This window comes from Shimia aestuarii, from assembly GCF_022814865.1.
Taxonomy (GTDB): Bacteria; Pseudomonadota; Alphaproteobacteria; order Rhodobacterales; family Rhodobacteraceae; genus Shimia; species Shimia aestuarii_A.
Genome location: NZ_JAKVRD010000006.1, coordinates 58,340 through 83,574, shown reverse-complemented (window position 1 = coordinate 83,574; position 25,235 = coordinate 58,340). Strand labels below are relative to the sequence as shown.

Genomic DNA, 25,235 nt, shown 5'->3' with positions numbered 1-25,235 from the left:
GTTGGACAAATGGTAGATATCTCCAAGGTCCGCGCGATCGACATTCATACGCACGCTGAAGAACCCTGCGGTTGCCATGCGGATGATGGGTATGACGATCTGCAATCCACGATGGCCAAGTATTTCCGCGCGCCCTGGTCGCACCCGCCGACCATCCCGGAAACCGCCGCCCACTACCGCGAACAGAACATTGCCGCGGTGATCTTCCCGGTCGATTCCGAACGCGAAACTGGCTATCGCCGCTACAAGAACGAGGAAGTGGCTGAGCTCGCGGCCGAGAATGACGATGTGCTCATCCCCTTTGCCTCCATCGACCCCTGGAAAGGCAAGATGGGTGTGCGCGAAGCCAAGCGCCTGATCCGCGATTTCGGCATCAAGGGGTTCAAGTTTCACCCGACCATGCAGGGCTTCTATCCCAATGACCGCATGGCGTATGCGCTCTACGAGGCGATCGAGGAAGAAGGCGGCATTGCACTTTTCCATACCGGGCAGACTGGGGTCGGATCGGGCATGCCCGGCGGCAACGGCATGCGCCTCAAATACTCGAACCCGATGTATATGGATGACGTGGCCGTCGATTTCCCCGACCTCAAGATCATCCTCGCCCATCCGTCTTTCCCATGGCAGGAAGAGGCGCTCTCGGTCGCCCAGCACAAGCCGAATGTCTATATCGACCTCTCCGGCTGGTCGCCGAAGTATTTCCCGGAGATCCTTGTGAAATACTGCAATTCGATTCTCCGCAAGAAGGTACTCTTCGGGTCGGACTGGCCGATGATCACGCCGGAACGTTGGCTCTCGGATTTTGAGCAGATCAACATCAAGGACGAGTTGCGCCCGGATATCATCAAGGGCAACGCTGCGCGTCTTCTTGGATTTGAATGATGCAGATCCCCGTCCCCTCGCTCGCCCATAGCTTTACACTGCGCGTCGACCTTGCGGCCCCGTTGGAGATGGGCCGGGGACGTGCGGGGATGCGTCGGATCATTCCGATCATCGGCGGCGAGGCGCTTGGCCCAGAATTGACCGGCAAGATCCTCAACCTTGGCGCCGATTGGCAGACAATCTTCGAGGATGGCGCGGCCCATCTCGATACGCGCTATGCGGTCGAGACCGGGGATGGCGCACTGATCGAGATCGTGAATGTTGGCACGCGCCACGGGCCCCCAGACGTTCTCGCCCGGCTCGCCGCTGGAGAAGGCGTCGATCCCTCGACCTACTACATGCGCACCGCGGCCCGCCTTGAGACCGGCGATGCGCGCTATGGTTGGGTCAACCATACGCTTTTCGTATGTGCCGGAATTCGGCGCGCCTCAGCTGTTGAAATCGCTTACTACAAGGTTCTGTAAACCATGAAACCGTTTCAGGCCCCGCTTGATGATATCCTGTTCTCGTTGATCCATGTGGCCGGCGCCCCTGCCCTTCCAGAGTTCGACGCGGAGTTCACTGCCGAGATTGGCGGCCATTTTGCTGCCTTCGCCGAAGGCGAGATAGCGCCTTTGGATGAGCCGGGTGATCTGCAAGGTTGCGCGCTTGAAAATGGCCGCGTCCGCATGCCGGATGGATTTGGCGCGGTCTATAAGGCCTATGCCGAACAGGGTTGGCCGAGCCTGACCGTGCCAGAGGCCTATGGCGGTCAGGGTCTTGGTGCGCTGATGCTCGCTGTCACCTCAGAGATTTTTTCTGGGGCCAATCATAGCCTGCAGATGGTAACGGGCCTCGTGCCTGGCGCGGTGCGCACGCTTCTGCGGTTTGGCACCGAAAACCAGAAGAGCCGCCATATCCCGCCCCTTGCATCGGGTGCTACCTTGGCGACCATGTGCCTGACCGAACCAGGGGCCGGATCGGATCTCGCCCGTGTGCGCTGCCGCGCGGAAGAAACAGAGAATGGCTGGGCCATCACCGGAGAGAAGATCTTTATCTCCGGAGGCGATCAGGACATGAGCGAGCATATTCTGCACCTCGTCCTCGCCCGTACATCCGACAATGGTGTCAAGGGCTTGTCTCTCTTCCTCTGCCCGTCTGAACGCCGCGATGGCACCCGCAATACTGTTTCCGTGACGCGCATCGAAGAGAAGATGGGCCTGCACGCATCACCAACCTGCCAACTCGCCTTTGACGGCGCAGAGGCCGAAATTATCGGTGCCGAAGGGCAAGGCCTTATGGCGATGTTCACGATGATGAACCATGCGCGCGCGGATGTGGCCCTGCAAGGTGTCGCTCACGCCGCACGCGCGCATGACATCGCGAGCGCATATGCCGCGGATCGTGTGCAGGGACGTGGAGCGGATGGTGCGCCTGTGACACTTGATCAGCACGCAGACGTCCGTCGGATGCTGGACGAGATCGATAGCCTTGCCCTCGGCGCGCGCGCCATGGCGCATCTGGCCTGTGTCACCATGGAGGCGGGCGACAACCCCGACCTCGTAGAGTTCCTGACACCGGTGGCCAAGGTCTATTGCACCGAAGCGGGTATGAAAGCCGCTGATCTGGGAATTCAGATCCTCGGTGGCTACGGCTATCTGCGCGAATACCGGGTCGAACAGACCTATCGCGACGTCCGGATTACAGCGATCTACGAGGGCGCGAATGGAATACATGCCCGAATGCTCGCGACACGGCTTGCCCAGGGCGCGCCCGCGGATGCCTTTGACACTTTCCTTAGTCAAGAAGCAGAAACATCCGGCTCAGGCGCCGTGTCGTCGTGGCTCGAAAAATGGCGCACAGCGCGACAAGAGACTTGCGACCAAGCGGATCCTTCAGCGGGCGCGCATGCCTTTATGCTGGTGACGATTGACGCCTTGCTTTCTTGCCTTTGGGCGAGAATCGAGGGGGCTGCTGCTCAGCACCTTGACCCTTCTCGGATTTCACGAGTTTCAGCATTCATGGCAGGTCGTCTCTAACGGCGCGCGCCAAGAAACCAAGGATGTTGCATAGGACGAAGGCGTTCCCGCACGAAATGCGACCCTCGGGTCGGGTTTGGTGAGACGGCCTCTTGCACTCCAAAATAAAGCCGACTATTTTTGTCGAAATTCGGCGCCATAGCTGCGCCTGCTGATCCAGCGATCGTGTCCCCGTGGGCGCTAGCCAGATGCACATTCCAAAACAATGCGCGAAGGAGAGCCCCTTGGAAGAGGCAAACGTCAGGACTGCAACAGAAATCAAGGCCGCTCGCGCCGAGAACCCAAAGATGCGCGACCGCGATCTCGCCGACAAACTCGGAATTTCCGAGGCGCAGCTCGTCGCCGCGCACGTGGGCGACACTGTGACGAGAATCACCGCAGATATGGACCGCATCATGCCCGCGCTCAATCGCTTCGGCGAGGTCATGGCTTTGACGCGCAACGAAAGCTGTGTGATCGAGAAAGTCGGTGTGTACGATGGGTTTCGCCCTGGTGAACATGCCGCGCTTGTCGTCAATGAAGATATCGACCTGCGCATGTTCCCGAAACACTGGGTCCATGGATTTGCCATCGAACAGGAAACCGACCGCGGAATGCGCCGCACGATTCAGGTCTTCGACGCGGCGGGTGATGCGGTTCACAAGGTTTTCTTGCGCGAAGGCTCGAACGCGGACGCCTGGGCGCCCGTGGTCGAAGAGCTAAAGATCGAGGACCAGTCCGACACTCTGACCGTCTCCCCCCGCAAGCCGACCGAAGGCGCCAAGGGCACCCCAGATCAGGCTGACCGCCTGCGCAGCGAATGGGACAAGATCACCGACACGCATCAATTCCTCATGATGACCCGTCGCATCAAGATGAACCGGCTTGGGGCCTACCGCGTCGCGGGAGAACCCTATGCACGCCGGCTCGGCAACGACGCCGTTGAAACGCTTCTTCATCGCGCGGCCGAGCGCGAGATCTCGATCATGGTCTTCGTCGGAAACATGGGGTGTATCGAAATTCATACCGGACCGGTGCACCGCATCGTCGATATGGGGCCTTGGATCAATGTGCTTGATCCCGGTTTCGATATGCATCTGCGCAAAGATCACATCGCCGAGATTTACGCTGTTACCAAGGCCACGCGGGCGGGGGACGCGATCTCTGTGGAGGCGTTTGACGCTGAAGGAGGTCTTATCGCTCAGTTCTTCGGTGTGCTGCGGGACGATGAAGGCGCTGGCCGATGGAATGACATGATTGCCGAGTTGGAAACCCTTAAAGAGGATGTCCCGGCATGACATTTTTTCAGATCTTGAGAAGCTTCCGTGCTCCGATCGGGGGCATTTTCGCAGCCGCCCTCGCGGTTTCTGCGCAGGCCGAGGAAGAGCCGAACCGCATCGTCGCGGTGGGTGGCGCGATCACAGAGATCGTCTTTGCGCTCGGCGAAGAAGACCGCCTCGTGGCGCGCGATACGACATCGAACCACCCGGAAGCCGCGCGGGAACTTCCTGATATCGGATATATTCGTCGCCTCTCGCCCGAGGGCATTCTTTCCGTCGATCCCGATCTGATCATTAGCCTCGAGGGGGCCGGCCCGCCGGAAGCGATGGATATCCTGCAAGAAGCGGCCATTCCTGTTGTCGAAATCCCCGAAGGCTTTACCGGCGATGCTGTGGTTGCCAAGATCACTGCCGTTTCCGAGGCGCTTGGCGTGCCGGAGAAAGGCGCCGCGCTTTCTGAAAAGGTGAGCAACGATCTCGCCAAAGCCAAAGCGGCGACAGCAGGCCTCGAAGAAAAACGCGTCCTCTTTATTCTGTCACTGGCCAATGGGCGTGTTATGGCAGCCGGACAGAACTCCTCTGCGCAAGGCATCATTGAACTCGCCGGGGCAGTCAACGCAGCGAGCGGCTTTGAAGGATACAAGCCGATCACTGAAGAAGCCATTCTGGCAAGCAATGCCGATGTCATCCTCTTGATGGAACGGTCTGGTCCAATGGGGATCACCAATGAACAGATATTCTCCAACCCGGCCCTCGCGGCAACCCCTGCGGGACAGAACAATGCCGTGGTGCGCCTCGATGGGATGATGATGCTCGGTTTCTCCGTTCGAACAGCAGAAGCCGTGACAAGCCTCGCAACCGCCCTGAACCAAGCCGGAAGCTGATCCTTGACCTTTCTGACACATGTCATGCCGGATCCCGCACTCGCCGGCGACCGGAGCCAAAAGGCCCGTGCGCTTTCCTTTGCGCTAGTGTTCATCCTGTTTGCCGCCGCACTGCTTAGCCTTGCGATTGGCGCATCGGGCACCTCGCTCTGGGACGCATTGATTGGGCTCGCCAATGGCGAGGCGCTTTCTGCGCGGGATCGTATCGTACTTCTGGATATCCGCCTGCCTCGCACCGTGATGGGCATGCTCGTCGGGGCTGCGCTTGCGGTGTCGGGCGCGGTAATGCAGGGTTTGTTCCGCAATCCGCTTGCCGATCCGGGCCTTGTCGGTGTGAGCGCAGGTGCCGGTCTCGGTGCGATTGTCGCAATCGTGCTCGGAGGACTTCTCCCGGCAACGGTTGCCGCGATGTTCGGCTACTACCTAGTCTCTGTCGCCGCGTTCGTTGGCGGTTGGCTGAGCACGATCCTTCTTTATAAGGTGTCGACCCGTCGGGGCCGCACCTCTGTCGCAACCATGCTGCTTGCCGGGATCGCACTAGGAGCGCTTGCCGGGGCGCTGCAGGGTGTCCTTGTCTATATCGCGGACGATGCACAACTTCGGACACTGACCTTCTGGGGCATGGGATCATTGGCTGGCGCAACATGGACTAAGGTCATCGCGGCTGCACCGTTGATCCTTCTTGCCCTTGCGATTGTGCCTTTCCTTGCGCGCGGCCTCAATGCGCTCGCCCTAGGAGAAGCGGCTGCATCCCATATCGGAATTTCGGTTCAGCGTTTAAAAAACACCGCGATCTTGATGGTTGCCGGTGCGGTTGGGGCCGCCGTTGCGGTTGCGGGTGGCATCGGTTTTATCGGCATCGTCGTGCCGCATCTGCTTCGTCTGATGGTCGGGCCGGATCATCGCTATCTTCTGGTGAACTCCGCGCTTCTTGGTGCGGCACTTCTTCTCATCGCGGACGTGATCAGCCGAGTTATCATCGCGCCTGCTGAACTTCCTATCGGGATCGTGACAGCGACCCTGGGTGGGCCCTTCTTCCTCTGGATTCTGCTGCGTCAGCGCGGCCTGTTGGATATGTAACGCTATGCTAGACGCTACGGATATTTCGGTCTGCTACGAACCGCATAGGATCCTGCACGGGATTGATTTCCATGCCGCGCCCGGCGCAGTGACAGCGATTGTTGGGCCAAACGGATCGGGCAAAACGACTCTAATGCGTGCGCTGACGGGTGAGACGGACTACGCGGGGGAGGTCCGGCTCAACAACGAGAACATCGCGCGCCTGAAACCCTGGGAGCTTGCCGCGATGCGCGGTGTATTGCCCCAAGCCACCCCCCTCGCCTTCCCCTTCACTGTGATCGAGGTCGTGAGACTTGGCCTGAGCCGAGGGGTTTCCGCCGGCAACACCGATCTGATTCACCGCGCGCTCGCCCGAGTCGACCTTTCAGGCTTTGAGGGGCGTTTCTACCAAGAGCTTTCTGGTGGCGAGCAACAGCGAGTGCAACTCGCCCGTGTCCTCGCCCAGGTCTGGTCGCCGGTCGAAGACGGCGAACCCCGCTGGCTTTTCCTTGATGAACCCGTATCGGCCCTTGATATCGGTCACCAGCTTCAGGTCATGCAGATCGCGCATGACTATGCCGCTGCGGGTGGTGGTGTCGTCACTGTCATGCATGATCTCAACCTCACTGCGATGTTTGCCGATAGCGTGGCGCTTGTCAGCGAAGGGCGTATCTTGCAACAGGGCGCCCCAGAGGAGGTCTTTAACAACGCCCTCCTGAGCCGTGCATATCATTGTGACGTCCGGGTCAATTCGGCGCCGTCGCAAGGCACCTTCATATTGCCTCATGCGGCAAAGATGGCGGCGGAATGACCTATTAAACTCCGGTTAGCTGTCTCCTGTCCCAATCGCGGACTTGCGTGAGCAGAGGCCAATGCCTCATATGGCGCCGGAACATGTATGAACCCGTACGCCGAACCGATTGGGTGCGTGCCAAGACCGGTCCGATGAGGGCCAGATTTCGGAGGGATCCTTATGGACCTGATAGCGAGCTGGACGAATGTTCAGGAGTTTCTCATCAAGGGTGGACCAGCAATCTGGGCCATCGCGGCGCTGTCCGTTCTAACCTTGGCTCTGATCCTGTGGAAGATCTGGCGCCTGATGTTGCTGGGCGCATGGGCCGGACGCCATACCGAGGCGGCGGTGCAGTCGTGGGAAAATGGCGATGTCGCCACGGCACGAGCGATCTTGGGCAATCGCCAATCCTTGCGCGCCGTGGTCGCGCGCGCCGCAATCGAAACCGAGCTCGATGACCGTTTCAACGATGCCGAAGCGCGCGAAGAAATCCAACGTGTCGCTCGGAACAAGCTGACCGAGGCGCGCACCGGGTTGCGCGCTCTGGAGCTGATCGCGACAACGGCACCCCTTCTTGGTCTTCTCGGGACCGTAATGGGGATGATAACGGCCTTCCAGACCCTACAAGAAGCGGGGTCTCGCGCTGATCCCGCTGCATTGGCAGGCGGTATATGGGAGGCACTGCTGACAACCGCGGCAGGTATGGCCGTTGCGATCCCGGCGGGTGTCGCGCTGACATGGTTTGAAAGCGTTGCAGACCGTGCTCAGGGGGATATGGAGGACGCAATCACCCGTGTTCTGACCCGCCGTCCCAAACGCAACGCGCAAAACCACTCGGCTGCGGCGGAGTAAGGACGATGCATCTCGGCCCTCCACGTCGGCGACGCAAGCCCAGCCTGACCCCGATGATTGACGTGGTCTTTCTGCTGCTGGTCTTCTTTATGCTGGCGTCGCGTTTTGGGCATGATGTTGAGATCAACCTGCCCCTGAGCGCGTCTTCGGAAACCCCGTATGAAGGTCCGCCGCGTTTGATCGACATCCTTCCTGATGCGGTGCGTCTCAACGGGGTGGAGATGGAGCTGGCAACGCTCCTTCCTGAACTTGGTGCCTTGATGCTGTCGCATGATGACGCAATCATCCTGCGCGCCAAAGACAAAGCCGATTTGCAGCGTGTCGTGAGTGTCATGGAAAGCCTTGCTGAGGCGGGTTATGAGACGCTGGTTCTGGTGGAGTAAACGCTGATGATCTTGGATAGGCCAGCCAAACGCCCCATGCGCGAAAGTATCGTGCCGATGATCAATGTCGTCTTTCTGCTGTTGATCTTCTTTCTGATGACGGCACAGATTACCCCGCCTGATCCGTTCGATATCACCCCCCCGGAGTCCACGGCTGAAACCCCGGCAGAGGGTCAACACATTCTCTATATCTCTGCCGACGGCAACCTCGTATATGGCGATTTGAAGGATGACGATGTCTTTGCTGGATTTGCGAGGCTTGGCGAGAATGAACCGCTCTTGATCCGTGCTGACAAAGCCGTTGATGCAAGCCGCATTGCCTCTCTCTTGCCGCGTCTGGCCGCTGCAGGTGTGCGCAACGTTAAACTCATTTCCTCGTCGAGGTAGCTATGCGTGTGATTGCCGAAGCTTCCGCTTTCCTCGCGATTGCAACCGTCGCGCATCTGGCGATCTGGGCGCCAGAGGCCGAAACGGGTGAGTCGAGTGCCGGAGCAGGCGGCGAGTCCCTTCTGACCATCAATCCGTCATCCGCCAGTATTCAGAGAATGGTCGAGACATGGGATCGTCCGCCAGAAACGGATGACGTTGTTGAGACCGCGATGCAGATGCCGGATGCGCCGCAGAGCGCCCCCATCTCGCCGCAACCGCTTCAGGAGGCGCCCCCTAAGGCCACGCCTTTGCTCGAGTTGCCAGATATGCCGCAACGCCCAGACGCGCCGCCTGTGCCGATTGCCAATCCGGCGCCGCCAAAGAAACCCGAGCCCAAGCCGACTCCCAAACCGAAGAAAGCAGAGGCCCCAAAGCCAAAGCCCAAACCGAAACAACAGGCCTCCAAGGAAGCGGCGCAGGTCAATGCGAAACGCGCCGAAGGCAGCGGCGATGGCGCGGCGCGGGGCAATAGTCAGAAATCCAACACTGCCACTCTTAGCAAGGCGCAAAGGTCGTCTCTCTTGTCGCGCTGGGGCGGTCAGATCAGGGCCAAGATCGCCCGCAGCACACCGCGCGGCGCAGGTCGCGGAACAGCGATCGTGACCATTACAGTGGCGAGCAACGGAACGCTCCGCGATGTGTCGCTTGCGAAAAGCTCTGGCAATGCGCGCCTCGACAAGATCGCCTTGGCCGCTGTCCGCAAAGCGGGCCGGTTTCCCGCAGCGCCTGCCGGGCTGAACCTCACGACCCAGTCTTTCCGACTGCCCATCAAATCACGCTAGACTTCGTCGCTTACCAAGCTTCGTGGCGCTCTGCCCCTTCTGCGATCTCACGGATGCGTCGCGCAGTGCCCGGATCAATATCTTGCGGAAGTTCGTCCGCTGCGAAGAAACCGTATTCAGCGATTTCGATGCTCGAAGCCTTCGTCGGCGCCTCTCCCTGCACTTCGCAGAGGTACACCAGGACATGATCCCGCTTGCTCACACCCTTGTTGAAGAACACACCGTGCAACACTGGTTTCTGCGCAAGTCGTAGGCCGGTTTCTTGAAAAAGCTCGTTGCCAAGCGCCGTTTCGGCGGTCTCTCCCCGCTCGACCCCACCTCCCGGAAAGTGCCAGCCCGGCAGATATGTGTGGCGCAATAAGAGGAATTTTCCATCCCGACAACGCACAACCGCACGGACCCCAATAGTCAGTCCACGCTTTGTGAGAAAGAACCAGTGCAGCAATCGGCCCGCGAGCCGACCTCCAAGCCCGCGACGCGATTGAGTGAGTGAGGTCATGAATTGGCGGCTTCTACGATCTTTAGATGTGTCTGTGCGGGCACCGAGATACCCTCGGACCAAATTAGATCAGAGATATCATCATGGGAAGGGCGATAGTCCACCGGCAGTTCATGGAAGATTGCAATGATCTCAGGAAGATCAAAGTTCGTGCACGCCGCCAAGAGACGATCAAGTACGGCGGCCAAGTCTTTCATCGGAAGCGAGACCTCTGAAGCCGTCATGATCCGAGGGTGCCTCGTCGGAGACGGATTGTTTCCGATCAGCAGTTCTTCATAGAGCTTTTCGCCCTTGCGAAGCCCTGTCACACAGATCGGTATATCGCCATTCTCCGGTGCGATCTGTGCGACGTCTTCTACGAGATAAGGCGTGAGGCCATGTAGCTTCACCATGCTCATGGCTAGGTCGAGGATTTTGACCGGTTCGCCCATGTCGAGAACGAACACATCGCCGCCCTTCGCCATGGCGCCAGCCTGAATGACAAGCTGAGATGCCTCGGGAATGGTCATGAAATACCGGGTGATATCTAGGTGTGTAAGCGTAACCGGGCCTCCGGCCTCGATCTGCGCACTGAAACGCGGAATCACAGACCCTGAAGAGCCCAACACGTTGCCGAAACGGACCATGGAAAAGACGGTGGTGCTCGTCTCCCGCGCCTGCGCTTGGCAAATCAGTTCCGCGACGCGTTTTGTCGATCCCATGATATTTGTTGGACGCACCGCTTTGTCGGTTGAGATGAGGATGAAATTCTCGACCCCATGTTTGCGCGCCGCGCGTGTGATCTCGAGCGTGCCAAATATGTTGTTCCGAACACCTTCGATGACGTTTTCTTCGACGAGCGGCACGTGCTTGTAGGCAGCTGCGTGATAGATCGTTTGCACACCGAAGGTCTTGATCGCCATATCAAGACGGCGGGCATGCTGCACAGATCCAAGAATCGGCACGATGCGCGTTTGATACCCCATACGTTTCGCCGCCTCGGTCAATTCGGATTCAATCGCATAAAGCGCGAATTCGGACATCTCATAGAGAACGAGCGTGTGTGGGTTCTGGGTCAGGATCTGTCGACAAAGCTCTCCGCCAATCGAGCCACCTGCCCCCGAAACCATGACAATCTTGCCGTCGATCGTGTGGCTCAACAATTCCGGATCCGGGGCCACGGGATCGCGGCCAAGAAGGTCTTCTGCGGTGACGGTGCGAAGTTCAGAGATCTTGGCCTTGCCGCTGATAATCTCGGAAATGCCCGGGATCGTCTTGATCTCGAGATGCAGGTCTTCAAGGGATTCGACTACTTCGCGCCGACGCTGGCGGCTCATGCTGGGAATCGCCAGAAGGATGACCTTCGCCCCGCGACTCTTCGCGAGGCGTTCGATATCGGAGGGTGCATAGACATGCAAACCTCCGATTGTGAGATTCTGCAGATGCTCATTGTCATCGACAAGCGCGACAGGTTGATAGTCGCGCCCGTGAAACAGCGAATTCAAAAGCTGCAGCCCTGCTTCACCCGCGCCATAGATGATCACAGGGCGTTTGCCGACTTGCTCGGGGTTCCTGAAGAACTGCCGCGCAAAAAAGCGCAGTCCGCCTACCGTCAGGAAAACCAGCACCGCGTGCATGAAGGGCACAGAGCGCGGAATGCCCGCGTCAAGAATGAGGCTCGATACATATAGGAGGACCGCGGAAATCAACGCACCCTTCCCAACCGTCACAAGCACTTTGCCGGTCACGTAGCGCACAAGCGCCCGATATAGGCCGCAGGCCTTGAAAACGGCGAGCGTCAACAGCGCCGTCAGGAAGGCCGTTCCAAGAATGCCGATGTCAAAAAGGAAATGAAAACTTTCAAGGCGGAGCGCCATTGCCCCGAAGAACGACACTATGACCAACATTGCGTCAGATATGAGTTGCAGCTTGATCTTACTTCTGCGGCTCAAGCCTGCGAGAAAACTGGTGACGTCCGACATGGTTAAAAAACCTCACTCGTTGAAAGGGCCGCCAAGCAATTGTTGCGCATACAACCTACAGTATTGGTGTGACAGGAACAATAAAACTTCCACGCTGCTCAAATATCTCTGCGGTCATCGGCCAACTTCTGCTGCGTCGTTTCGGTGCAGGTTGCTTTCTCGGCTCTCGCGAACGGAGTCAGAAGATCAAAGGCCCGCCAGCAAAGGTCGTCCAATATCATGAGGCATGGCCGAGACTTAGTGGCCTTCGCTCTACCAAGGAATCTATCCAGCGCCTGGTTAACCGCACGTTACAAATGCGCATAGCCATTTTGCTTTCATGGAATGCACAGAAATGAAGCAGCCCTTGAAACGGTCTAGGCGTGGCGCAGATTTGACGCAGTTTCGACGCGGATTTCACAAGAACTAGGCCGATCCGGACGCTTGTTGCAGGAGATCGAGAGACAAGGCCACATCGTAGCGTACAGGGTTGGCCAATGCATATCCCGCCTGCAATCGCGCAAGATCCAAGGCGCCGCCGCTGTCTGGCCGGAGGAACGGCCTCGTATCAATGCCGGCGCGCAGCTCAGAGAGCGCCCATTGGGCGTCGCGACCAAGTCGGAAGACCGCCGTCCCAATTGCGAAACCCGGCAAGTGCTTCATTAGTTTCTCGCAAATCCCGCGCAAATCGCTGGGGATCACTTCATGGACCTGAATTGTGCCAGCCATCCGCGCAATCGCCTGTGGCTGGACAAGCGGGGTATCCTTTGGCGCGATGGTTTGGCCATCTCGCAACTGTCGGCGAAACTCTCGTGGTTTGAGCGGGATGTCTCCGCGTTTCTGTAGGATGGCTTGCGCTAGGAGGTCTTCGGTTGAGTCTTTTCCGGTCGCATAGTGCGGCTCGTGGTCGATCCTAACTGCTGCGGACGCCTGCCCACCCAATATCGCGACCTCAAGACTGCTTGGTGTTTCAAAGGTCTCCAAACTGATCTGCCAGCCCGGATTGTCCCGTTCAAGACTTGCAAGACGTTCCGCATCCTCAACCCAGTGAGTGCGCATCTTGCTGCGTGCCATTGTCAGGAATGCGCGCCCAAGAGGTGTCTCGGTGTTCCTCGCCAAAGGTTTAGCGTCCTGCGCATCCAGAATTCGGGCCACAGGAACGCCTTCTCGAGCAAGCTCTTCGCGCAGCGCCAACCAACGCCAAGGTGCAAGCGCACCACGCGCAAAGCTCGAGTTCGGATTCAAGAGGTAGAACGATGTGGCCTTTTCTTCGCGCTCAACAAGGATATCCCGGGTCAGCGGAAAAACATCAGGGCGCATCTTGGTGACGACGTTTGCCACCTGCTGCTCAAACCGGTCCTCGATGTTTGGTTTGGGTGCCCTGCGAACCTCGAGTGGCGGCTTGGCCTCACCGGGGAGAAAGACATTTGGCGTGGCCATGACAGTCTTGAATGCCTCTTCGAAGAAATGCACATGCGTCCCATGCGTGGCGTAACGGAACACGCCCCCGACAGGACGGCTATTGACCTCGCATAGTACGGATTTCGCCTCATGCTGTGGCTTTGTGAAGTCTTCGGTGAGGATATCCACACCCCAGAACCCCTTCGGATCAATTGCTTCCGCGGCGCGCCGTGCAAGCGCGACCACGTCCGGATGAATTTGATCCGTAATCGGAAGCAGGTCCGCCCCCTCAATGTAATTCGGAGAGACACCAAGAAGCACGATCTGATCCGGCGCGGGGCGATCCTCTGGCGCGCAGCCTTGTAGAGACAAGAGACGCCGCTGCCGAAGACCAAGCTTGAGGAGTTGGCTCTCCTGTGTCGACGGCAAGGATTGGCGCGCGGCGTTCTTCTCGTCCACCAGCTCGGAAATGCTTTGTGTCCCGTCGCCCACCACATGCGCAGGCAGGCGCAGATATGCCGCGATGAGCGTGGTCCCGAGCAACAAGAGCCGTAGATCAACCCCGCGCACATAGTCCTCGACCAGCACGAGATCCTTCGTCCCCTCCGCTTGTGCGTGGGCAAACGCGCGCTCACAAGCTTGTTCGCTATTGATGTTAAGCGTGACGCCTTTTGCCTCTGTTCCGAAGACTGGTTTGACAACAGCCGCGCCGTCTATCCGCTCAAAGGCGGCAAGGGCCTCTTCTTTGGTGCGGCAAATCTCTCCGGTGGGAACCGGGACGTTAAGGCCGTCGAGAAGAACCTTGGTCAAGAACTTGTTATTGCTTAGTTCTTCGGTCAGCGGCAACACCCAAGACGGCCGCGTGACATCCAATCCAAAGGACCGGTCTCCCGCACGACATAGTAGGCTTGGCGGCGCATTGGGGCCCAAGTGCACCAAATTCAAACCGCATGTTTCCGCGGCCTTGTCGATCTGACCAAATCGCCAGTTTCCTTGCTTCTTTGGAAACCGGTTCATGCGCCGGCTGTCCGGAGGCAAGCCATCATAGGCCTTCTGGCACGCTGCGAGATATTCTGGATCGAGTGTCGATATGATATCGCTGATCTCTTCAGATGTCTTTGGTCCGGTTGCCTTTCGGCTGAACGCCTGAAAAATTTTCGGCTTGGCGCGGCGGGCATCAACGCGGCGCACGTCTGCGTGTTTTGGCCCCCTGGCGAGCAAGGTCCCGAACGTGGTGCATTGCCGTGCCGTGCCGCTGGCCATGATCTCGACCCGCCCATCGGGCCGGTTGCGCACCCACCCCGTAAGCCCGATTTCCTGAGCCCGGCTCATGGCCCAATTGCGATATCCGACCTTTTGCACCCTGCCATAGACGAGGAAATGATGGGTCTCCTGCCCTGCCTCAGTGGGTCGGTCAGACAAAGGGAATATCCTTCAGGTCTGGAATGGTACGATCCAGCAAGGCCTTGTAGGCTTCATCATTGCGACGCAATTCGAGCGGAAGCTGCATAGAAAGCGCCAACAACTGCCGATCGCAGAATGGGTTCATATAGAAATGCTGTGGAAACCCATGCCAACGCGCCCCTTGCGTATGCGGCAGTGTGATGTCGAGCCATGCAAGGTCATGCACCTTGTTCTTGCCTTGTGGCGGAAGGGTCTCGTGCCATTCCAAGAAGGCATGATGCCAGAGCTGGAACGGGCGATCGGTCACGCCGGCCCCGTAGATGCGAAGCCGCTTGACGCCATGGTCAATGTTAAGCTCCCCTTCACGCTGTCGCGCCCAGTTGGTCGCCCGCAAGATCCCCATGATATTCCCGCGCAGAATGGTGAGGTTCTCCGGTATTTGCTCATGGATCGCCAGCGTCTTAACTTCGGGCCCAAACGTCGCATAGCCATTGGCGAGAAAGAACCGCTGTCGATCTTCAAAACTCGCCTTCTGGAATTTGAACTCCCTATGTTCAAGACCTAGCCGCGCACAAATCCTTGCCGCGGTTTCCGTATCAAGCCCGGATTGTTTGTGAAATCGCCATGAAAAAATGAACTGCGCTTTGTGGATATCTTCCATCGCCGCCCCTAGAAGACAGCGAGAGTCCCGGCCGCCCGAGAGCGGCAAAATGCAATTCCCGATCGTAAGCAGCGCACGGATGTTCTGGGAGAGTCGGGCATGAATTGCGTCTACAATCGCGTCTGTCTGCTCCATAGGGCGGGTTTCGAGATCGCTATCTTCACGTGGCCAGAAGCGACGCGCGCGAAAATCATGTAGTCCGAGATAGTGATTTCCAAGAAGACGCTTCACATAGAAATCGCGCGTATGGCCAAGGGAATACTGCTTCTTGGCTTCCCTGATCTCGGCCCATGGAAAGATCGGATTAGGATGTATCGGTCGTTGCAGCGCCAGCGTCAGAGAAGACGCGATAAGACGGCTCTCCGGATCATAGACAACGCCATAGTCCGCAACGGGATCGGTGAATAGTCGCGGTGTCGGGCCATGCAGTGCGAGAACCACATAGCGCCCCGCAAGGCCAATCACATATCGTTCCACATCGTCCCAGAAAGCCACATCATCGGGACTGCTCTGGAGGATCTGCGGGCGATCAACCACCTGCCCTTGCGGATCAACCGCAATACCAGCGACATAGCCGACATTTGTGCCATCTGCCGCGCAAAGCTCGCTGACTGGGAGATCAGGACAATGCTGAAAACGCCACGCGCCGATCTGTTTTGTCTGCCATTCGGGAATTTCAATATCGTTGCGCTCGGAAAGAACGAACTGGCTGCGAAAAATGCGCCCGAAATCAAGCCCGTTCGAGGCGCAATGCGTCAAAGCGTTGAGCGTATTTACCATTATGCAAATTCAGTCTCTCTCATGTCTCGCAATGCAAAGACATTTCAGCGAAATTTCCAAGCGAAATCTGAATACTGCGCTGTTTTTCTCAGCCAGCTCGAAGCTGATTTGCATCGACGGCAACGCGCGTCTGTCCGCCCATGATCTCCATCAACAGCCAGACGCGTTGATCCGGGCAAACAGTCTCGACCTCTGCGACAAAATCGGCAAAAGGCCCCTTGTTGACGGAAACGCGGTCACCTGGCGCGAAATCCGCGATCGGGACGAGCTTTCCCTGATCGTCGCACCGCTCCATGAGTTCCGAAACCACTTCATCAGGCACCGCAGTCGGCGTTCCGCGAAGGCTGACCAGCCGTGTAATCCCATAGGTCGAATTCACCTTACGCCACAGGCCCTTCGCAGCATCGAAACGCACAAAGATATAGCCCGGGAACAGTGGTCGCAGGGTGGTTATGAACCTACTCGCGGTCTGGCGGGTCTGTTCCTGCATCGGAAGAAACGTTGCAAACCCCTGCTGTGCGAGGTTCTTCTCGGCTACTCTTGCGCAGTTCGGCTTGATCTGCGCCAGAAACCAACTCTTGCCACACTCGCGAACTTTCATACTAAAACCCTACAACAACCTAGGCGCAGACATATCGCTCAAAGACGAACGATTGCAAGCGAACTCTCCCGGAAGGCGTATGAAGGTTCCATGAACAAGGCGACCAAGCCTGCGCGAGATGCTTGCGCTGAACTTAACACCTAACGAATGACACCACGGTGAAGCCACCGAAATCCAAAGCGCGCCTCGCCAGCGGCTCAAGCCTTGTCTCCTCCGTCGGTTCAAGCCTTACTGACACAATGAGAAATCCCTTCGAATCAACGCAAACTTGGTATGGGCCTGATCGCTCGGAGCGCTACATCCGCGCTTTCGTGGCGTTCGTCATGATCGTTTCCCTTGTGACAATCCTGATGATTTTTCGGGGGCACTACCTGATGGGTGGACATTCTTGGAATACGGCGGATTGGCTGATCAACGCCGAAAATGTGCATGTGCGACGCGGCCTGTTTGGTTCGGCACTACTGCGCATCTCTGATACGCTGCATGTCTCACCGCTAAGCGTCGCAATTCTCCTACAGTGTAGTCTTGCGACCGCAATTACACTCGGTGTTCTGCGTGCCCTTTGGGCATCGCCATTCCCCGGCCTCACAGCACTTCTGTTGCTTTCTCCCGGGTTCTGTCTCCTGTTCTGGGCCGCCGATCCCCATGGTACAGCGCGCAAAGAGATGATCACCTACGCCGCGATGGCGCTGTTGCTGTTCTCGACCGGCACCCCAAGCCGGGACCGTTGGGTTGTCGCTTTTGCAAGCCTGCTCTTTGCCTTCGGTGTGAGCGGCCATATCGCGAATGCGATGATGACGCCGATGTTCTTATTCATGGCGTGGATCGTCTTGGGCCGCGCCAACCCGCAATGGATCGTCACGGCTGCGCTCCTTCTACCGTGGGCCGCCTTCCACACATGGTATCCCATTCGGTTCTCTGGGATCGCTTCTGCGATGGACGTGTGTCAGCCATTGCTGGACCGTGGTCTGAACGAAAGCTTCTGCAAAGATGCGATCCGAGTCACAGCGGACAATGCCGGATCAGCCGTCGACTATGTCGCAGAACGCGCCTACGGCAGAGGCTATGGCGCGTGGCACCTCATCATCTACCCCGGCCTTCTATTGCCGCTGCTCTACCTACTTGGCCGTACAAACGGCACACGCACAATGCTCTGGCCGATCATCCTATCGGTCCTCCCGATCCTGCCGCTCTACTCCGTCGGTCTCGATTGGGGCCGGCAAACGGTCATGCACGTGACCCCGATCTTACTATTGTTTGCCCTAATGCTTCTGCGTGGACGCATCCGACAGACGAAGACCATCCCTACGGCATCGTCGCTCCTGCTCCTCGTGCTCGGCATAGTTTGGGCGCCTAAACATGTCTTTGGGCTGGACTGGGGCATGCCGATCGAACTGATCGCGGACCTGTTTTAGCTGCGCATCGAATGCCTTTGGGGTATTGCGATGCTGCCTCGCTAGGCGCTTTCAAGTTCTTGAAGCAATGTTTGAAAATACCCGACCGTACTGTGAAGGCCGGTCTCCAACGTGGTGACCGGTTGCCAGTTTAGGAGCGATTGCGCCCGTGAGATATCGGGACAGCGTTGGGTTGGATCGTCCTGTGGCAAGGGCTTGTAGACGATCTCCGACCGAGACCCCACAAGGGCAACCACCTGTTCGGCAAGCTCCGCAATACTGAACTCCACCGGATTGCCAAGGTTGATTGGTCCGCTCGCCTCTTGTCCCGCCTGCATCATTGCGATCATGCCTTCAACGAGGTCGTCCACATAGCAGAAAGCGCGCGTCTGGCTGCCATCGCCATAGAGTGTAATCGGCTCGCCCCGCAACGCCTGAACAATGAAATTCGACACGACGCGCCCATCAGCGTGATGCATCCTGGGCCCGTAAGTGTTGAAAATACGCGCCACTCGGATCTCGAGACCATGCTGGCGCTGGTAGTCAAAGAACAAGGTCTCGGCACAACGCTTGCCCTCATCATAGCAGGATCGCGGCCCGATCGGATTCACGTTGCCCCAATAGCTTTCGGTTTGCGGGTGCTGATGTGGGTCGCCGTAGACCTCCGAAGTCGAGGCTTGAAAGATCGGACAGCTCAGCCGTTTCGCGAGACCAAGCATGTTGATTGCCCCATGCACAGAGGTCTTGGTCGTTTGAACCGGATCATATTGATAGTGGATCGGTGACGCCGGGCACGCGAGGTTATAGATCTCATCCACCTCGACATAGAGCGGGAATGTCACGTCGTGGCGTAGGAATTCGAAGCGCGGATTGCCATGCAAATGGTCGATATTGCGCTTGGTTCCGGTAAAGAGGTTATCGACACACAGGACTTCATGCCCTTCCTGGATCAACCGGTCGATCAAGTGCGAACCGATAAAGCCCGCTCCACCAGTGACCATTACCCTTTTTCGGCTGTCGTAAAGTCTTGCCATGCGCCCCCACCCCATCCCGTCAAATCGGGATTGCCCATCCCGATTGGTGTTTCTTCTCAGGACTATGCAGGGGATACAGCCCTGCTTCAACCTCCTGTCACACATTCGAAAAATCTGCGGTCCTTGGCTGTGGACAAGGCCCGGATGCTGCGATTAGTGTTCGAGCAATGAAGGGGATCGAAACCTTATGAATGAGCCGTTCACCGGAGACAGGCCGGCGTCGCGTACGATCATCATCGGCGCAGGTCCTGCCGGGCTAACTGCTGCCTATGAGTTGCAGAAAATCGGCGCTCCGACGATCCCGGTCGTCCTGGAAGCTTCCGATATGGTTGGCGGTATTTCCCGCACCGAGCAAAAAAACGGCAATCGCTTTGATATCGGTGGCCATCGCTTCTTCACCAAGGTGCCAGAGGTCGAGGCGATGTGGCACGAGGTGATGCAGGACGATTTTATCGAGGTCGATCGCCTGAGCCGGATTTTTTACCGGGACAAGTTCTTTTCTTATCCCCTGAAACTCTTCAATGCCTTGCGGAATATCGGTCTTGTCGAGGCGGTGCGCATCCTCTTGTCCTACATCCGCTGGAGAGTGCGCCCCTCCAAGCAGGAAGACACGTTCGAACAATGGGTGACGAACCGCTTCGGTCGACGCCTCTATATGCATTTCTTCCAAAGCTACACGCGCAAGGTTTGGGGTGTCGACCCGAGCGAAATCCGCTCGGATTGGGCCGCACAACGCATTCAGAATCTCTCCTTGCCCAAGGCTGTCTGGAATGCGATTTCCGGGGCGAACGACACCAAGACCTTGATCGAGCGCTTCCAGTATCCCCGCCTCGGCCCCGGTATGATGTGGGAATTTGTGCGAGATCGCGTGCGCGCGGCTGGCGGCGAAGTGCAGATGCGCCGAGAAGTCACCCGCATCAAGCGGTCTGACACCCGCGTGACATCTGTCGAGACCCGAACGTGGAGCGAGGACGGCAAGGCCGTTGAAACCTCAGCGATTGAAGGCGATGATTTCATCAACAGCATGCCGCTCCGGGACTTGATCTTTGCTTTCGATCCGCCCCCGCCTCCTGACGTGGTCGCCGCGGCCGAGAAGCTGCGCTATCGAGACTTCCTCATCGTAACGCTTTGTCTCGATCATCCGGATCCTTTTCCGGACAACTGGATTTACATCCATAGCCCTGACGTGAATGTCGCACGCATTCAGAATTTCCGGGCATGGTCTCCTGATATGCTCGCAGACCCGAACACATCTTCGATTGGCATGGAGTATTTCTGCAACCAAGGCGACGCACTTTGGGAAATGGACGAGACCGCTCTGCGCGATCTTGCGGCGAAAGAGCTCGAGGAGCTCGGACTGGCCAAAGCCGAGACCGTGACCGACTTCGCCATCGTGCGTCAGCTGAAGGCCTATCCCGTGTATGATAGCGATTACCGCGAGGCGCTTGAGATCATTTCTGCATGGCTGAAGACGCTCGAGAACTTTCAGACTGTGGGGCGCGCAGGCCTGCATCGCTACAACAACCAAGACCATTCTATGCTTTCTGCGATGTATGCCGCGCGCAATATCATGGGGGCAAGGCATGATGTCTGGGAGGTCAATACAGAGCGCTCCTACCACGAGGATTTCGAAGTTGAGAAGGACGCGCAGCGCGATATCGCTGCCGAATAGTTGTATGTACGGAGCGCCTTCGTGAGAGATCTCTGCGTCATTATTCCTGCTTATGATGCAGCCAATCATCTTGGCCGCTGCATTGATGCCCTTCTCGCGGATGGATTTGCCCCGGAAAGCATCACCGTCGTCGATGATGCATCCACTGACCAAACTGGTGCATTGGCCAAGGAACGCGGTGTCGCCGTGATCCGTAGAGAGCGCCAAGGCGGTCCCGGCGTGGCCCGCAACACTGGGGCCGCAGCGACGCAATCCGAGATCATCCTCTTCGTGGATTCTGATGTGGCGGTCTGCCGGGGAACGCGCGCGAAAATCCTTGCTGCGTTCGCGCAAGAGGCCGCGCCAGATGCGCTGTTTGGCTCCTATGATGACGCGCCGTCCGGCCCACACCTTGTAAGCCGCTACCGTAATCTCCTACACCATCACACCCACCAGATCAGTGCAGGCAATGCCGAGACTTTCTGGACCGGCCTTGGAGCTGTCACTCGGTCCATGTTCACCAAGTTGGGCGGGTTTGACCCCAAGTTACGCTATCTGGAAGACGTGGAATTCGGTCTGAGGATCGGCGCTGCAGGGGGGCGCATTGACCTTGCCCCCGAAATTCAAGGCACACATCTCAAGGGGTGGACACTCCTCTCCATGTTTATGACCGATTGGAAAGGCCGCGCCGTGCCATGGGCGCGCCTCCTCGCAGACGGACGTATCGGCATGGGGCGGCTCAACACCTCATTGAAGAACCGGGTCAACGCGCTTCTGGTGCTTCTAATGTTGGTAAGCTTGGTGATGTCGGCCTTCGTGAGCGCAGCGCCCTTGCTTTTCGCAGCCCTGCTCATCGCATTCGTCGCGATCAACCAGCGGTTCTTTCGCCTGCTGTGGTCCAAGGGCGGCCCGGCACTCGCGTTGGCCTCTATCGGGTTTCATGCGGTCCACTATATCGCCGCACTTCTCGGGGTGGCAGAAGTGCGCCTTTCAAAGCGGCGGCGCCGACACGCTAGCCGAGCCGAGACCTCATGTAGCCCCCGACCATAGCCACCTGTGACAGGAACATGAGAAAGGTCTGCTGCAACCGCATCTGCCTGTCTCCGGTCCAAGGGTAGCTGAGCAGCCTCACATAGAATTTAAGCCCTTCGAATTTGACCGCTTCGGCTTCGCGCGAGTCGAGAACTTTATGCAAATGTCGCGCACCCTTTCCATAGTTGGAATGCTGACGCATGAAGCGGCGAAAGCTCAATTCATGTGCGTGGCCGACAACTGCATCCGGGGCATAAACCAGACGCCCGCCTTCTTCGCGCCAGCGCATGCCGAAATCCCGATCTTCAGCCGCGGCAAGCGGAAAAGTCTCGTCAAACCCGCCCAGTTTGAGAAATCCGCTCCGCGCGCAGCCGATGTTGTTTGAGGTGAAGAAGGGCGTATTCCCTTCGCTCGCCTCGAAGTAATCATAGAGGAAATCACAGAGCGTCTGGCTCGCTGTCGCATAGATGTTGTCCTCAAGAAGATTGACCACATATCCCCCGATAAGCGCATCCTCCGCGCCACCTTGCGCCGCAAGCAACGCCGTGACCCAGCCCGGCTCTGGGCGGCAATCATCGTCTGTAAAGACGAGGAAATCCCCTGTCGCCGCCGCGGCTCCGGCATTGCGCGCCTTTGCCGGACCTGCGTTTTCCTGTCGAAGACACTGTACGGTATCTCCAAACTCCGCACAGATCGGGGCCAGCGGCTCTGGGCTGCCATCATCAACCACGATGGTTTCATATGGCCCGCCATCGAGACGCGATAACGCTTCGAGACACCCTCTCAAGCGATCGGGACGATTGAAACTCGGGATAATGATTGAAACAGACATAGGTGTCTTAGCTGCCTTGTTGAGGGGGTGTTGCGTCAGTCTCTTGTACGGTCTTGCCGCTGGCAAAGCGCGCTCGCCCGGCCCGATCCTGCTCATTCACGAAGGAATAGCGATCAAGCTCGATCTGCATGCGTTCTGCCCGTCCTTGATCATCTGCGCCAATCGCATAGCCGATCGCTTCTCCGAGTGCGCCAGCGACGTTCACGGCAAGGATGACGAATGCGGCCTGCGGCAGAAGCTCCCTGCTGCGTTTGGTGCGTCGAATATGGCCCAAGCTGCGCCATAGGCGCAGGAAAGGGATTAGGGGGCTGCCCGCGATATAGAGTGCCCGCTTCCAAATCGGCCATTTCTCTACGCGCATTCGTGATGCGGCATAAATGCGCATGCCAATAAACTCGAGGCGCGCATAGTCAGAGAAGTTGGAAATCTGCGTGTGCTCCGTCACCGTCTCACCGGTCAGGTAAAGCGTCTTTCCCCGCCGGATGAGATCCGGATAAAGAACCCCCTCATTGCCGAACGCATAAGGCAAATCCTCGCCATATTCCAATAGGGTCTCGCGCCGGTACGCACCGTGATGTGGCCCAAGCCGCTCTGCAGGCCCTGACTCGAGCGGCGCAACCGCATCACCAAACTGGCCATAGATATGGGCCCAGGCGACAAGCCCGGGATTGGCCGGAAGCATCCCCCAGCCGACAGCGTCATATCCCCCGCTCTCGAATGCCTTGAGCACGACCTCTGCCCAGTCGTCGGGTGGAAAATCGTGCTCTTCGGCGTAGATCACGTACTCTGCCGAGGCCTCCTTGAAGCCTCGCGCCGCAGCCACGCCGACCCAAGGAAACTCTCCCATCTCAACGATCTTGTAGCTGTGGAAGTCCTGGAGGTCGTCAAAGTCCGGCTGCATCTCCTCAAGAGACGGCCCCACAATGACCATTTCAATCCGGTCCACAATGGTCTGTTGCTTCAGGTAAGAGATCGTGCGCGCGCATTTCGCATAGCTGTCGTCGGTGATCATGAAGATCGAAATGTCCGGGTGAGACGACATCTTACTCCCAACGCGCAATAGCCAAACGAACCGTCCCATCGCCTGCTGCTATCGAACGGATCTCGCTTCAATGAGCCTAGTTAAGTGGTCTGCCAAACGCAACGCCAATAGCACCACGGTCAGCGTCGGATTCGCCGCGCCACCCGTTGGAAAAACAGAGCTCCCAACCGCAAAAAGATTGGGCACTCCATGAATGCGCAAGTTGGCGTCTGTCACGCCCATATTAGGGGTCTCTGACATCCGCGTCGCACCCATTGGGTGAAATCCGTAGCTCTCATAGTGGCGCAGCGCGTCCAACGTGGTTCGATCGGTCCGGAGCCGCCCGAACCCGGCCTCCTCGAGCAATTGCGCTATCGCCTCAAGAGAGCGTTCCACACTGTCGCAAAAATGGGCGCTCTCACGGTAGACAAGATGCGGCAAAGGCGTGCCAAAGCGATCTTTTCGGGTCGATAGGACAATCCTGTTTTCCGGGTCCGGCTCTTGCTCGAGAAATGCCAAAAGGCGCAAATGATCAAACGCGGCCCCTGCGCGCACCTTGTTGTCGAAATGCCAAAGCCCATAGCGCATAAGTTTTGCGGCCGAGCCAAAGCCATGCGTCTTCATATAACGGCGCAACTCTCCTACGCTCTCTTTGCCGCGCAGGGCAGGAAGCACTCTCTTGGCCGCCGCAACGGCGGGATCGGTTTCAAGGGGATGCAGGCGGTAGAACCGTGCGTGGAGGTCAAGAAGTTTCAGGCGCTCTCGCTTTGCCGCTGAGAGGCCAAGCTTAATCTCGACCGCCCTGTCGTGGACGTGATGGCGGTCTGACAGGAACCGTGCTGCCGCCGATTGCTTCTTGATTGGCAGAACACCGACCGAACGGATCGGGTGTTCCATATGGTAGCGGCCCACCACATCATGTTCATTGCCGACCCCTCTTTCATCGCGATCACGCGACGCAAGAAGCAGCCGTGGGATCTCGAGCCCCCCGGTTGCAAGGACAAAGCGTGTGGCGCGCACTTGAAAGCGCTCCCCATCGGGCCTGCGCACGTCGAGGTGATCCACCTGCCCCGCCTCATTCTGTAAGATCTTGCAGACAGTCGCTTGCATTAGGCAAAGGATGTTCTTGGAACCTTGCAAGGCCGATTGATAGGCTTTCCCAATGTCGAGAGGATCGCTATGACAGACGGCCCGGACCTGAAGATCGGGTCCAAACTGCGCCTCTGTTTCAAATTGTAAGTGATCTGGCGTGGTGTCTGATAGGCCGAAGAACCGACGCGCCTCTGCCATGTAGCCATTAAGATGTTCGATTGAGATGGGCCAGCCACTGAATGGCACCCAATCACGGGCTTGGAAGTCCGTCGGATCGAGTTCAACACACGCCCCATACCAACGCGTCGTAGACCCTCCGAGGGCCCGCGCCCGAGAGGCGATAAACGGATATCCCGCGACCGTCGATGTGCCTTGGTTCAGGAGGTCGCTCTCTTCTGTCGGACGCTCCCCGCCACTCTCGACAAGAAGAACCGACACACCTGATTTCGCGAGCGCAAGACTAAGCGCAATCCCCGCCGGGCCGGCTCCGACAATCGCCACCTGAGCGTCCAGTACCGCGCCCGGTTCGACACTACTTGCGTCGCGAAACAC

23 protein-coding genes are annotated in these 25,235 nt (G+C 58.0%); 14 read left to right on the top strand and 9 right to left on the bottom strand.

Features of this window, described 5'->3' with window-relative positions; all coding sequences use genetic code 11:
* Positions 1-9 precede the first annotated feature (9 nt).
* The 11 genes from MK745_RS08020 (at position 10) to MK745_RS07970 (ending at position 9,341) form a co-directional block, all read left to right on the top strand.
* Positions 10-882 (top strand): amidohydrolase family protein, encoded by an 873-nt coding sequence (locus tag MK745_RS08020; protein ID WP_243612768.1) that lies wholly within the window; start codon positions 10-12, stop codon positions 880-882.
* A complete protein-coding gene (locus MK745_RS08015; protein ID WP_243612767.1) occupies positions 882-1,346 on the top strand; it encodes a DUF3237 domain-containing protein in 465 nt (154 codons plus the stop codon). The genes MK745_RS08020 and MK745_RS08015 overlap by 1 nt, the downstream gene beginning before the upstream one ends.
* A gap of 3 nt (positions 1,347-1,349) precedes the next feature.
* Positions 1,350-2,900: an acyl-CoA dehydrogenase family protein gene (locus MK745_RS08010; RefSeq protein WP_243612766.1), complete on the top strand. Its 1,551-nt coding sequence runs from the start codon at positions 1,350-1,352 to the stop codon at positions 2,898-2,900.
* A gap of 224 nt (positions 2,901-3,124) precedes the next feature.
* Positions 3,125-4,177 (top strand): hemin-degrading factor, encoded by a 1,053-nt coding sequence (locus tag MK745_RS08005; protein WP_243612765.1) that lies wholly within the window; start codon positions 3,125-3,127, stop codon positions 4,175-4,177.
* Complete coding sequence (locus MK745_RS08000) at positions 4,174-5,043, top strand: heme/hemin ABC transporter substrate-binding protein (protein WP_243612764.1); 870 nt, start codon at positions 4,174-4,176, stop codon at positions 5,041-5,043. Before MK745_RS08005 ends, MK745_RS08000 begins: the two co-directional genes overlap by 4 nt.
* Positions 5,044-5,067: 24 nt before the next feature.
* Positions 5,068-6,123 carry a FecCD family ABC transporter permease gene (locus MK745_RS07995; protein ID WP_243612894.1) on the top strand — a complete coding sequence of 352 codons (1,056 nt, stop codon included), beginning with the start codon at positions 5,068-5,070 and terminating at the stop codon, positions 6,121-6,123.
* Between the two features lie 4 nt (positions 6,124-6,127).
* On the top strand, positions 6,128-6,913 hold the full coding sequence (locus MK745_RS07990) for a heme ABC transporter ATP-binding protein (RefSeq protein ID WP_243612763.1): 786 nt from the start codon (positions 6,128-6,130) through the stop codon (positions 6,911-6,913).
* A gap of 162 nt (positions 6,914-7,075) precedes the next feature.
* The gene (locus tag MK745_RS07985) at positions 7,076-7,747 is read left to right on the top strand and encodes a MotA/TolQ/ExbB proton channel family protein (RefSeq protein WP_243612762.1); all 672 of its coding nucleotides are present in this window, start codon (positions 7,076-7,078) and stop codon (positions 7,745-7,747) included.
* Between the two features lie 5 nt (positions 7,748-7,752).
* Positions 7,753-8,130 (top strand): ExbD/TolR family protein, encoded by a 378-nt coding sequence (locus MK745_RS07980; RefSeq protein WP_243612761.1) that lies wholly within the window; start codon positions 7,753-7,755, stop codon positions 8,128-8,130.
* A 6-nt stretch (positions 8,131-8,136) separates the two neighbouring features.
* Positions 8,137-8,517 carry an ExbD/TolR family protein gene (locus tag MK745_RS07975; protein ID WP_243612760.1) on the top strand — a complete coding sequence of 127 codons (381 nt, stop codon included), beginning with the start codon at positions 8,137-8,139 and terminating at the stop codon, positions 8,515-8,517.
* A 2-nt stretch (positions 8,518-8,519) separates the two neighbouring features.
* Positions 8,520-9,341: a cell envelope integrity protein TolA gene (locus MK745_RS07970; protein ID WP_243612759.1), complete on the top strand. Its 822-nt coding sequence runs from the start codon at positions 8,520-8,522 to the stop codon at positions 9,339-9,341.
* A gap of 10 nt (positions 9,342-9,351) precedes the next feature.
* Here MK745_RS07970 and MK745_RS07965 read toward each other — a convergent pair whose 3' ends face one another.
* The 5 genes from MK745_RS07965 to nusG form a co-directional block, all read right to left on the bottom strand.
* Complete coding sequence (locus tag MK745_RS07965; RefSeq protein WP_279391764.1) at positions 9,352-9,840, bottom strand: NUDIX domain-containing protein; 489 nt, start codon at positions 9,838-9,840, stop codon at positions 9,352-9,354.
* On the bottom strand, positions 9,837-11,801 hold the full coding sequence (locus tag MK745_RS07960) for a polysaccharide biosynthesis protein (protein ID WP_243612757.1): 1,965 nt from the start codon (positions 11,799-11,801) through the stop codon (positions 9,837-9,839). The genes MK745_RS07965 and MK745_RS07960 overlap by 4 nt, the downstream gene beginning before the upstream one ends.
* Before the next feature lie 405 nt (positions 11,802-12,206).
* Entirely contained in the window at positions 12,207-14,603 is a 2,397-nt protein-coding gene (locus MK745_RS07955) for an acylphosphatase (protein ID WP_243612756.1), read from the bottom strand.
* Positions 14,596-16,026: a hypothetical protein gene (locus MK745_RS07950; protein WP_243612755.1), complete on the bottom strand. Its 1,431-nt coding sequence runs from the start codon at positions 16,024-16,026 to the stop codon at positions 14,596-14,598. The genes MK745_RS07955 and MK745_RS07950 overlap by 8 nt, the downstream gene beginning before the upstream one ends.
* Positions 16,027-16,114: 88 nt before the next feature.
* A complete protein-coding gene (nusG, locus tag MK745_RS07945; protein WP_243612754.1) occupies positions 16,115-16,627 on the bottom strand; it encodes a transcription termination/antitermination protein NusG in 513 nt (170 codons plus the stop codon).
* Between the two features lie 323 nt (positions 16,628-16,950).
* On the opposite strand from nusG, the gene MK745_RS07940 reads away from it, so the two are divergent.
* Complete coding sequence (locus MK745_RS07940; protein ID WP_243612753.1) at positions 16,951-18,042, top strand: hypothetical protein; 1,092 nt, start codon at positions 16,951-16,953, stop codon at positions 18,040-18,042.
* A 41-nt stretch (positions 18,043-18,083) separates the two neighbouring features.
* Here the strand turns inward: MK745_RS07940 and MK745_RS07935 are convergent, their stop codons facing one another.
* Positions 18,084-19,055, bottom strand: coding sequence for a UDP-glucuronic acid decarboxylase family protein (locus MK745_RS07935; RefSeq protein WP_243612752.1), 972 nt, complete (start codon positions 19,053-19,055; stop codon positions 18,084-18,086).
* Between the two features lie 187 nt (positions 19,056-19,242).
* Here MK745_RS07935 and MK745_RS07930 point away from each other — a divergent pair, with 187 nt between their 5' ends.
* Together MK745_RS07930 and MK745_RS07925 are read left to right on the top strand one after the other, a co-directional pair.
* Positions 19,243-20,727, top strand: a complete 1,485-nt coding sequence (locus tag MK745_RS07930) for an NAD(P)/FAD-dependent oxidoreductase (protein WP_243612751.1) — start codon at positions 19,243-19,245, stop codon at positions 20,725-20,727.
* Between the two features lie 21 nt (positions 20,728-20,748).
* The gene (locus tag MK745_RS07925) at positions 20,749-21,756 is read left to right on the top strand and encodes a glycosyltransferase family 2 protein (RefSeq protein WP_243612750.1); all 1,008 of its coding nucleotides are present in this window, start codon (positions 20,749-20,751) and stop codon (positions 21,754-21,756) included.
* Here the strand turns inward: MK745_RS07925 and MK745_RS07920 are convergent.
* From MK745_RS07920 to MK745_RS07910, 3 genes are read right to left on the bottom strand one after another with little or no spacing between them, the layout of a single operon-like run.
* A complete protein-coding gene (locus MK745_RS07920) occupies positions 21,719-22,570 on the bottom strand; it encodes a glycosyltransferase family 2 protein (protein ID WP_243612749.1) in 852 nt (283 codons plus the stop codon). The two genes, MK745_RS07925 and MK745_RS07920, sit on opposite strands and share 38 nt — an antisense overlap.
* Before the next feature lie 7 nt (positions 22,571-22,577).
* Entirely contained in the window at positions 22,578-23,651 is a 1,074-nt protein-coding gene (locus tag MK745_RS07915; RefSeq protein ID WP_243612748.1) for a glycosyltransferase, read from the bottom strand.
* A gap of 9 nt (positions 23,652-23,660) precedes the next feature.
* The gene (locus MK745_RS07910) at positions 23,661-25,235 is read right to left on the bottom strand and encodes a GMC oxidoreductase (RefSeq protein ID WP_243612747.1); all 1,575 of its coding nucleotides are present in this window, start codon (positions 25,233-25,235) and stop codon (positions 23,661-23,663) included.

What these genes read in the sequence shown, in the direction of transcription:
- MK745_RS08020 (WP_243612768.1), top strand. Translation starts at nt 10, where the DNA reads ATGGTAGATATCTCCAAGGTCCGCGCGATCGACATTCATACGCACGCT.
- MK745_RS08015 (WP_243612767.1), top strand. Translation starts at nt 882, where the DNA reads ATGCAGATCCCCGTCCCCTCGCTCGCCCATAGCTTTACACTGCGCGTC.
- MK745_RS08010 (WP_243612766.1), top strand. Translation starts at nt 1,350, where the DNA reads ATGAAACCGTTTCAGGCCCCGCTTGATGATATCCTGTTCTCGTTGATC.
- MK745_RS08000 (WP_243612764.1), top strand. Translation starts at nt 4,174, where the DNA reads ATGACATTTTTTCAGATCTTGAGAAGCTTCCGTGCTCCGATCGGGGGC.
- MK745_RS07995 (WP_243612894.1), top strand. Translation starts at nt 5,068, where the DNA reads ATGCCGGATCCCGCACTCGCCGGCGACCGGAGCCAAAAGGCCCGTGCG.
- MK745_RS07990 (WP_243612763.1), top strand. Translation starts at nt 6,128, where the DNA reads ATGCTAGACGCTACGGATATTTCGGTCTGCTACGAACCGCATAGGATC.
- MK745_RS07985 (WP_243612762.1), top strand. Translation starts at nt 7,076, where the DNA reads ATGGACCTGATAGCGAGCTGGACGAATGTTCAGGAGTTTCTCATCAAG.
- MK745_RS07980 (WP_243612761.1), top strand. Translation starts at nt 7,753, where the DNA reads ATGCATCTCGGCCCTCCACGTCGGCGACGCAAGCCCAGCCTGACCCCG.
- MK745_RS07975 (WP_243612760.1), top strand. Translation starts at nt 8,137, where the DNA reads ATGATCTTGGATAGGCCAGCCAAACGCCCCATGCGCGAAAGTATCGTG.
- MK745_RS07970 (WP_243612759.1), top strand. Translation starts at nt 8,520, where the DNA reads ATGCGTGTGATTGCCGAAGCTTCCGCTTTCCTCGCGATTGCAACCGTC.
- MK745_RS07965 (WP_279391764.1), bottom strand. Translation starts at nt 9,840, where the DNA reads ATGACCTCACTCACTCAATCGCGTCGCGGGCTTGGAGGTCGGCTCGCG.
- MK745_RS07960 (WP_243612757.1), bottom strand. Translation starts at nt 11,801, where the DNA reads ATGTCGGACGTCACCAGTTTTCTCGCAGGCTTGAGCCGCAGAAGTAAG.
- MK745_RS07950 (WP_243612755.1), bottom strand. Translation starts at nt 16,026, where the DNA reads ATGGTAAATACGCTCAACGCTTTGACGCATTGCGCCTCGAACGGGCTT.
- nusG (WP_243612754.1), bottom strand. Translation starts at nt 16,627, where the DNA reads ATGAAAGTTCGCGAGTGTGGCAAGAGTTGGTTTCTGGCGCAGATCAAG.
- MK745_RS07940 (WP_243612753.1), top strand. Translation starts at nt 16,951, where the DNA reads ATGATCGTTTCCCTTGTGACAATCCTGATGATTTTTCGGGGGCACTAC.
- MK745_RS07935 (WP_243612752.1), bottom strand. Translation starts at nt 19,055, where the DNA reads ATGGCAAGACTTTACGACAGCCGAAAAAGGGTAATGGTCACTGGTGGA.
- MK745_RS07930 (WP_243612751.1), top strand. Translation starts at nt 19,243, where the DNA reads ATGAATGAGCCGTTCACCGGAGACAGGCCGGCGTCGCGTACGATCATC.
- MK745_RS07920 (WP_243612749.1), bottom strand. Translation starts at nt 22,570, where the DNA reads ATGTCTGTTTCAATCATTATCCCGAGTTTCAATCGTCCCGATCGCTTG.
- MK745_RS07915 (WP_243612748.1), bottom strand. Translation starts at nt 23,651, where the DNA reads ATGGGACGGTTCGTTTGGCTATTGCGCGTTGGGAGTAAGATGTCGTCT.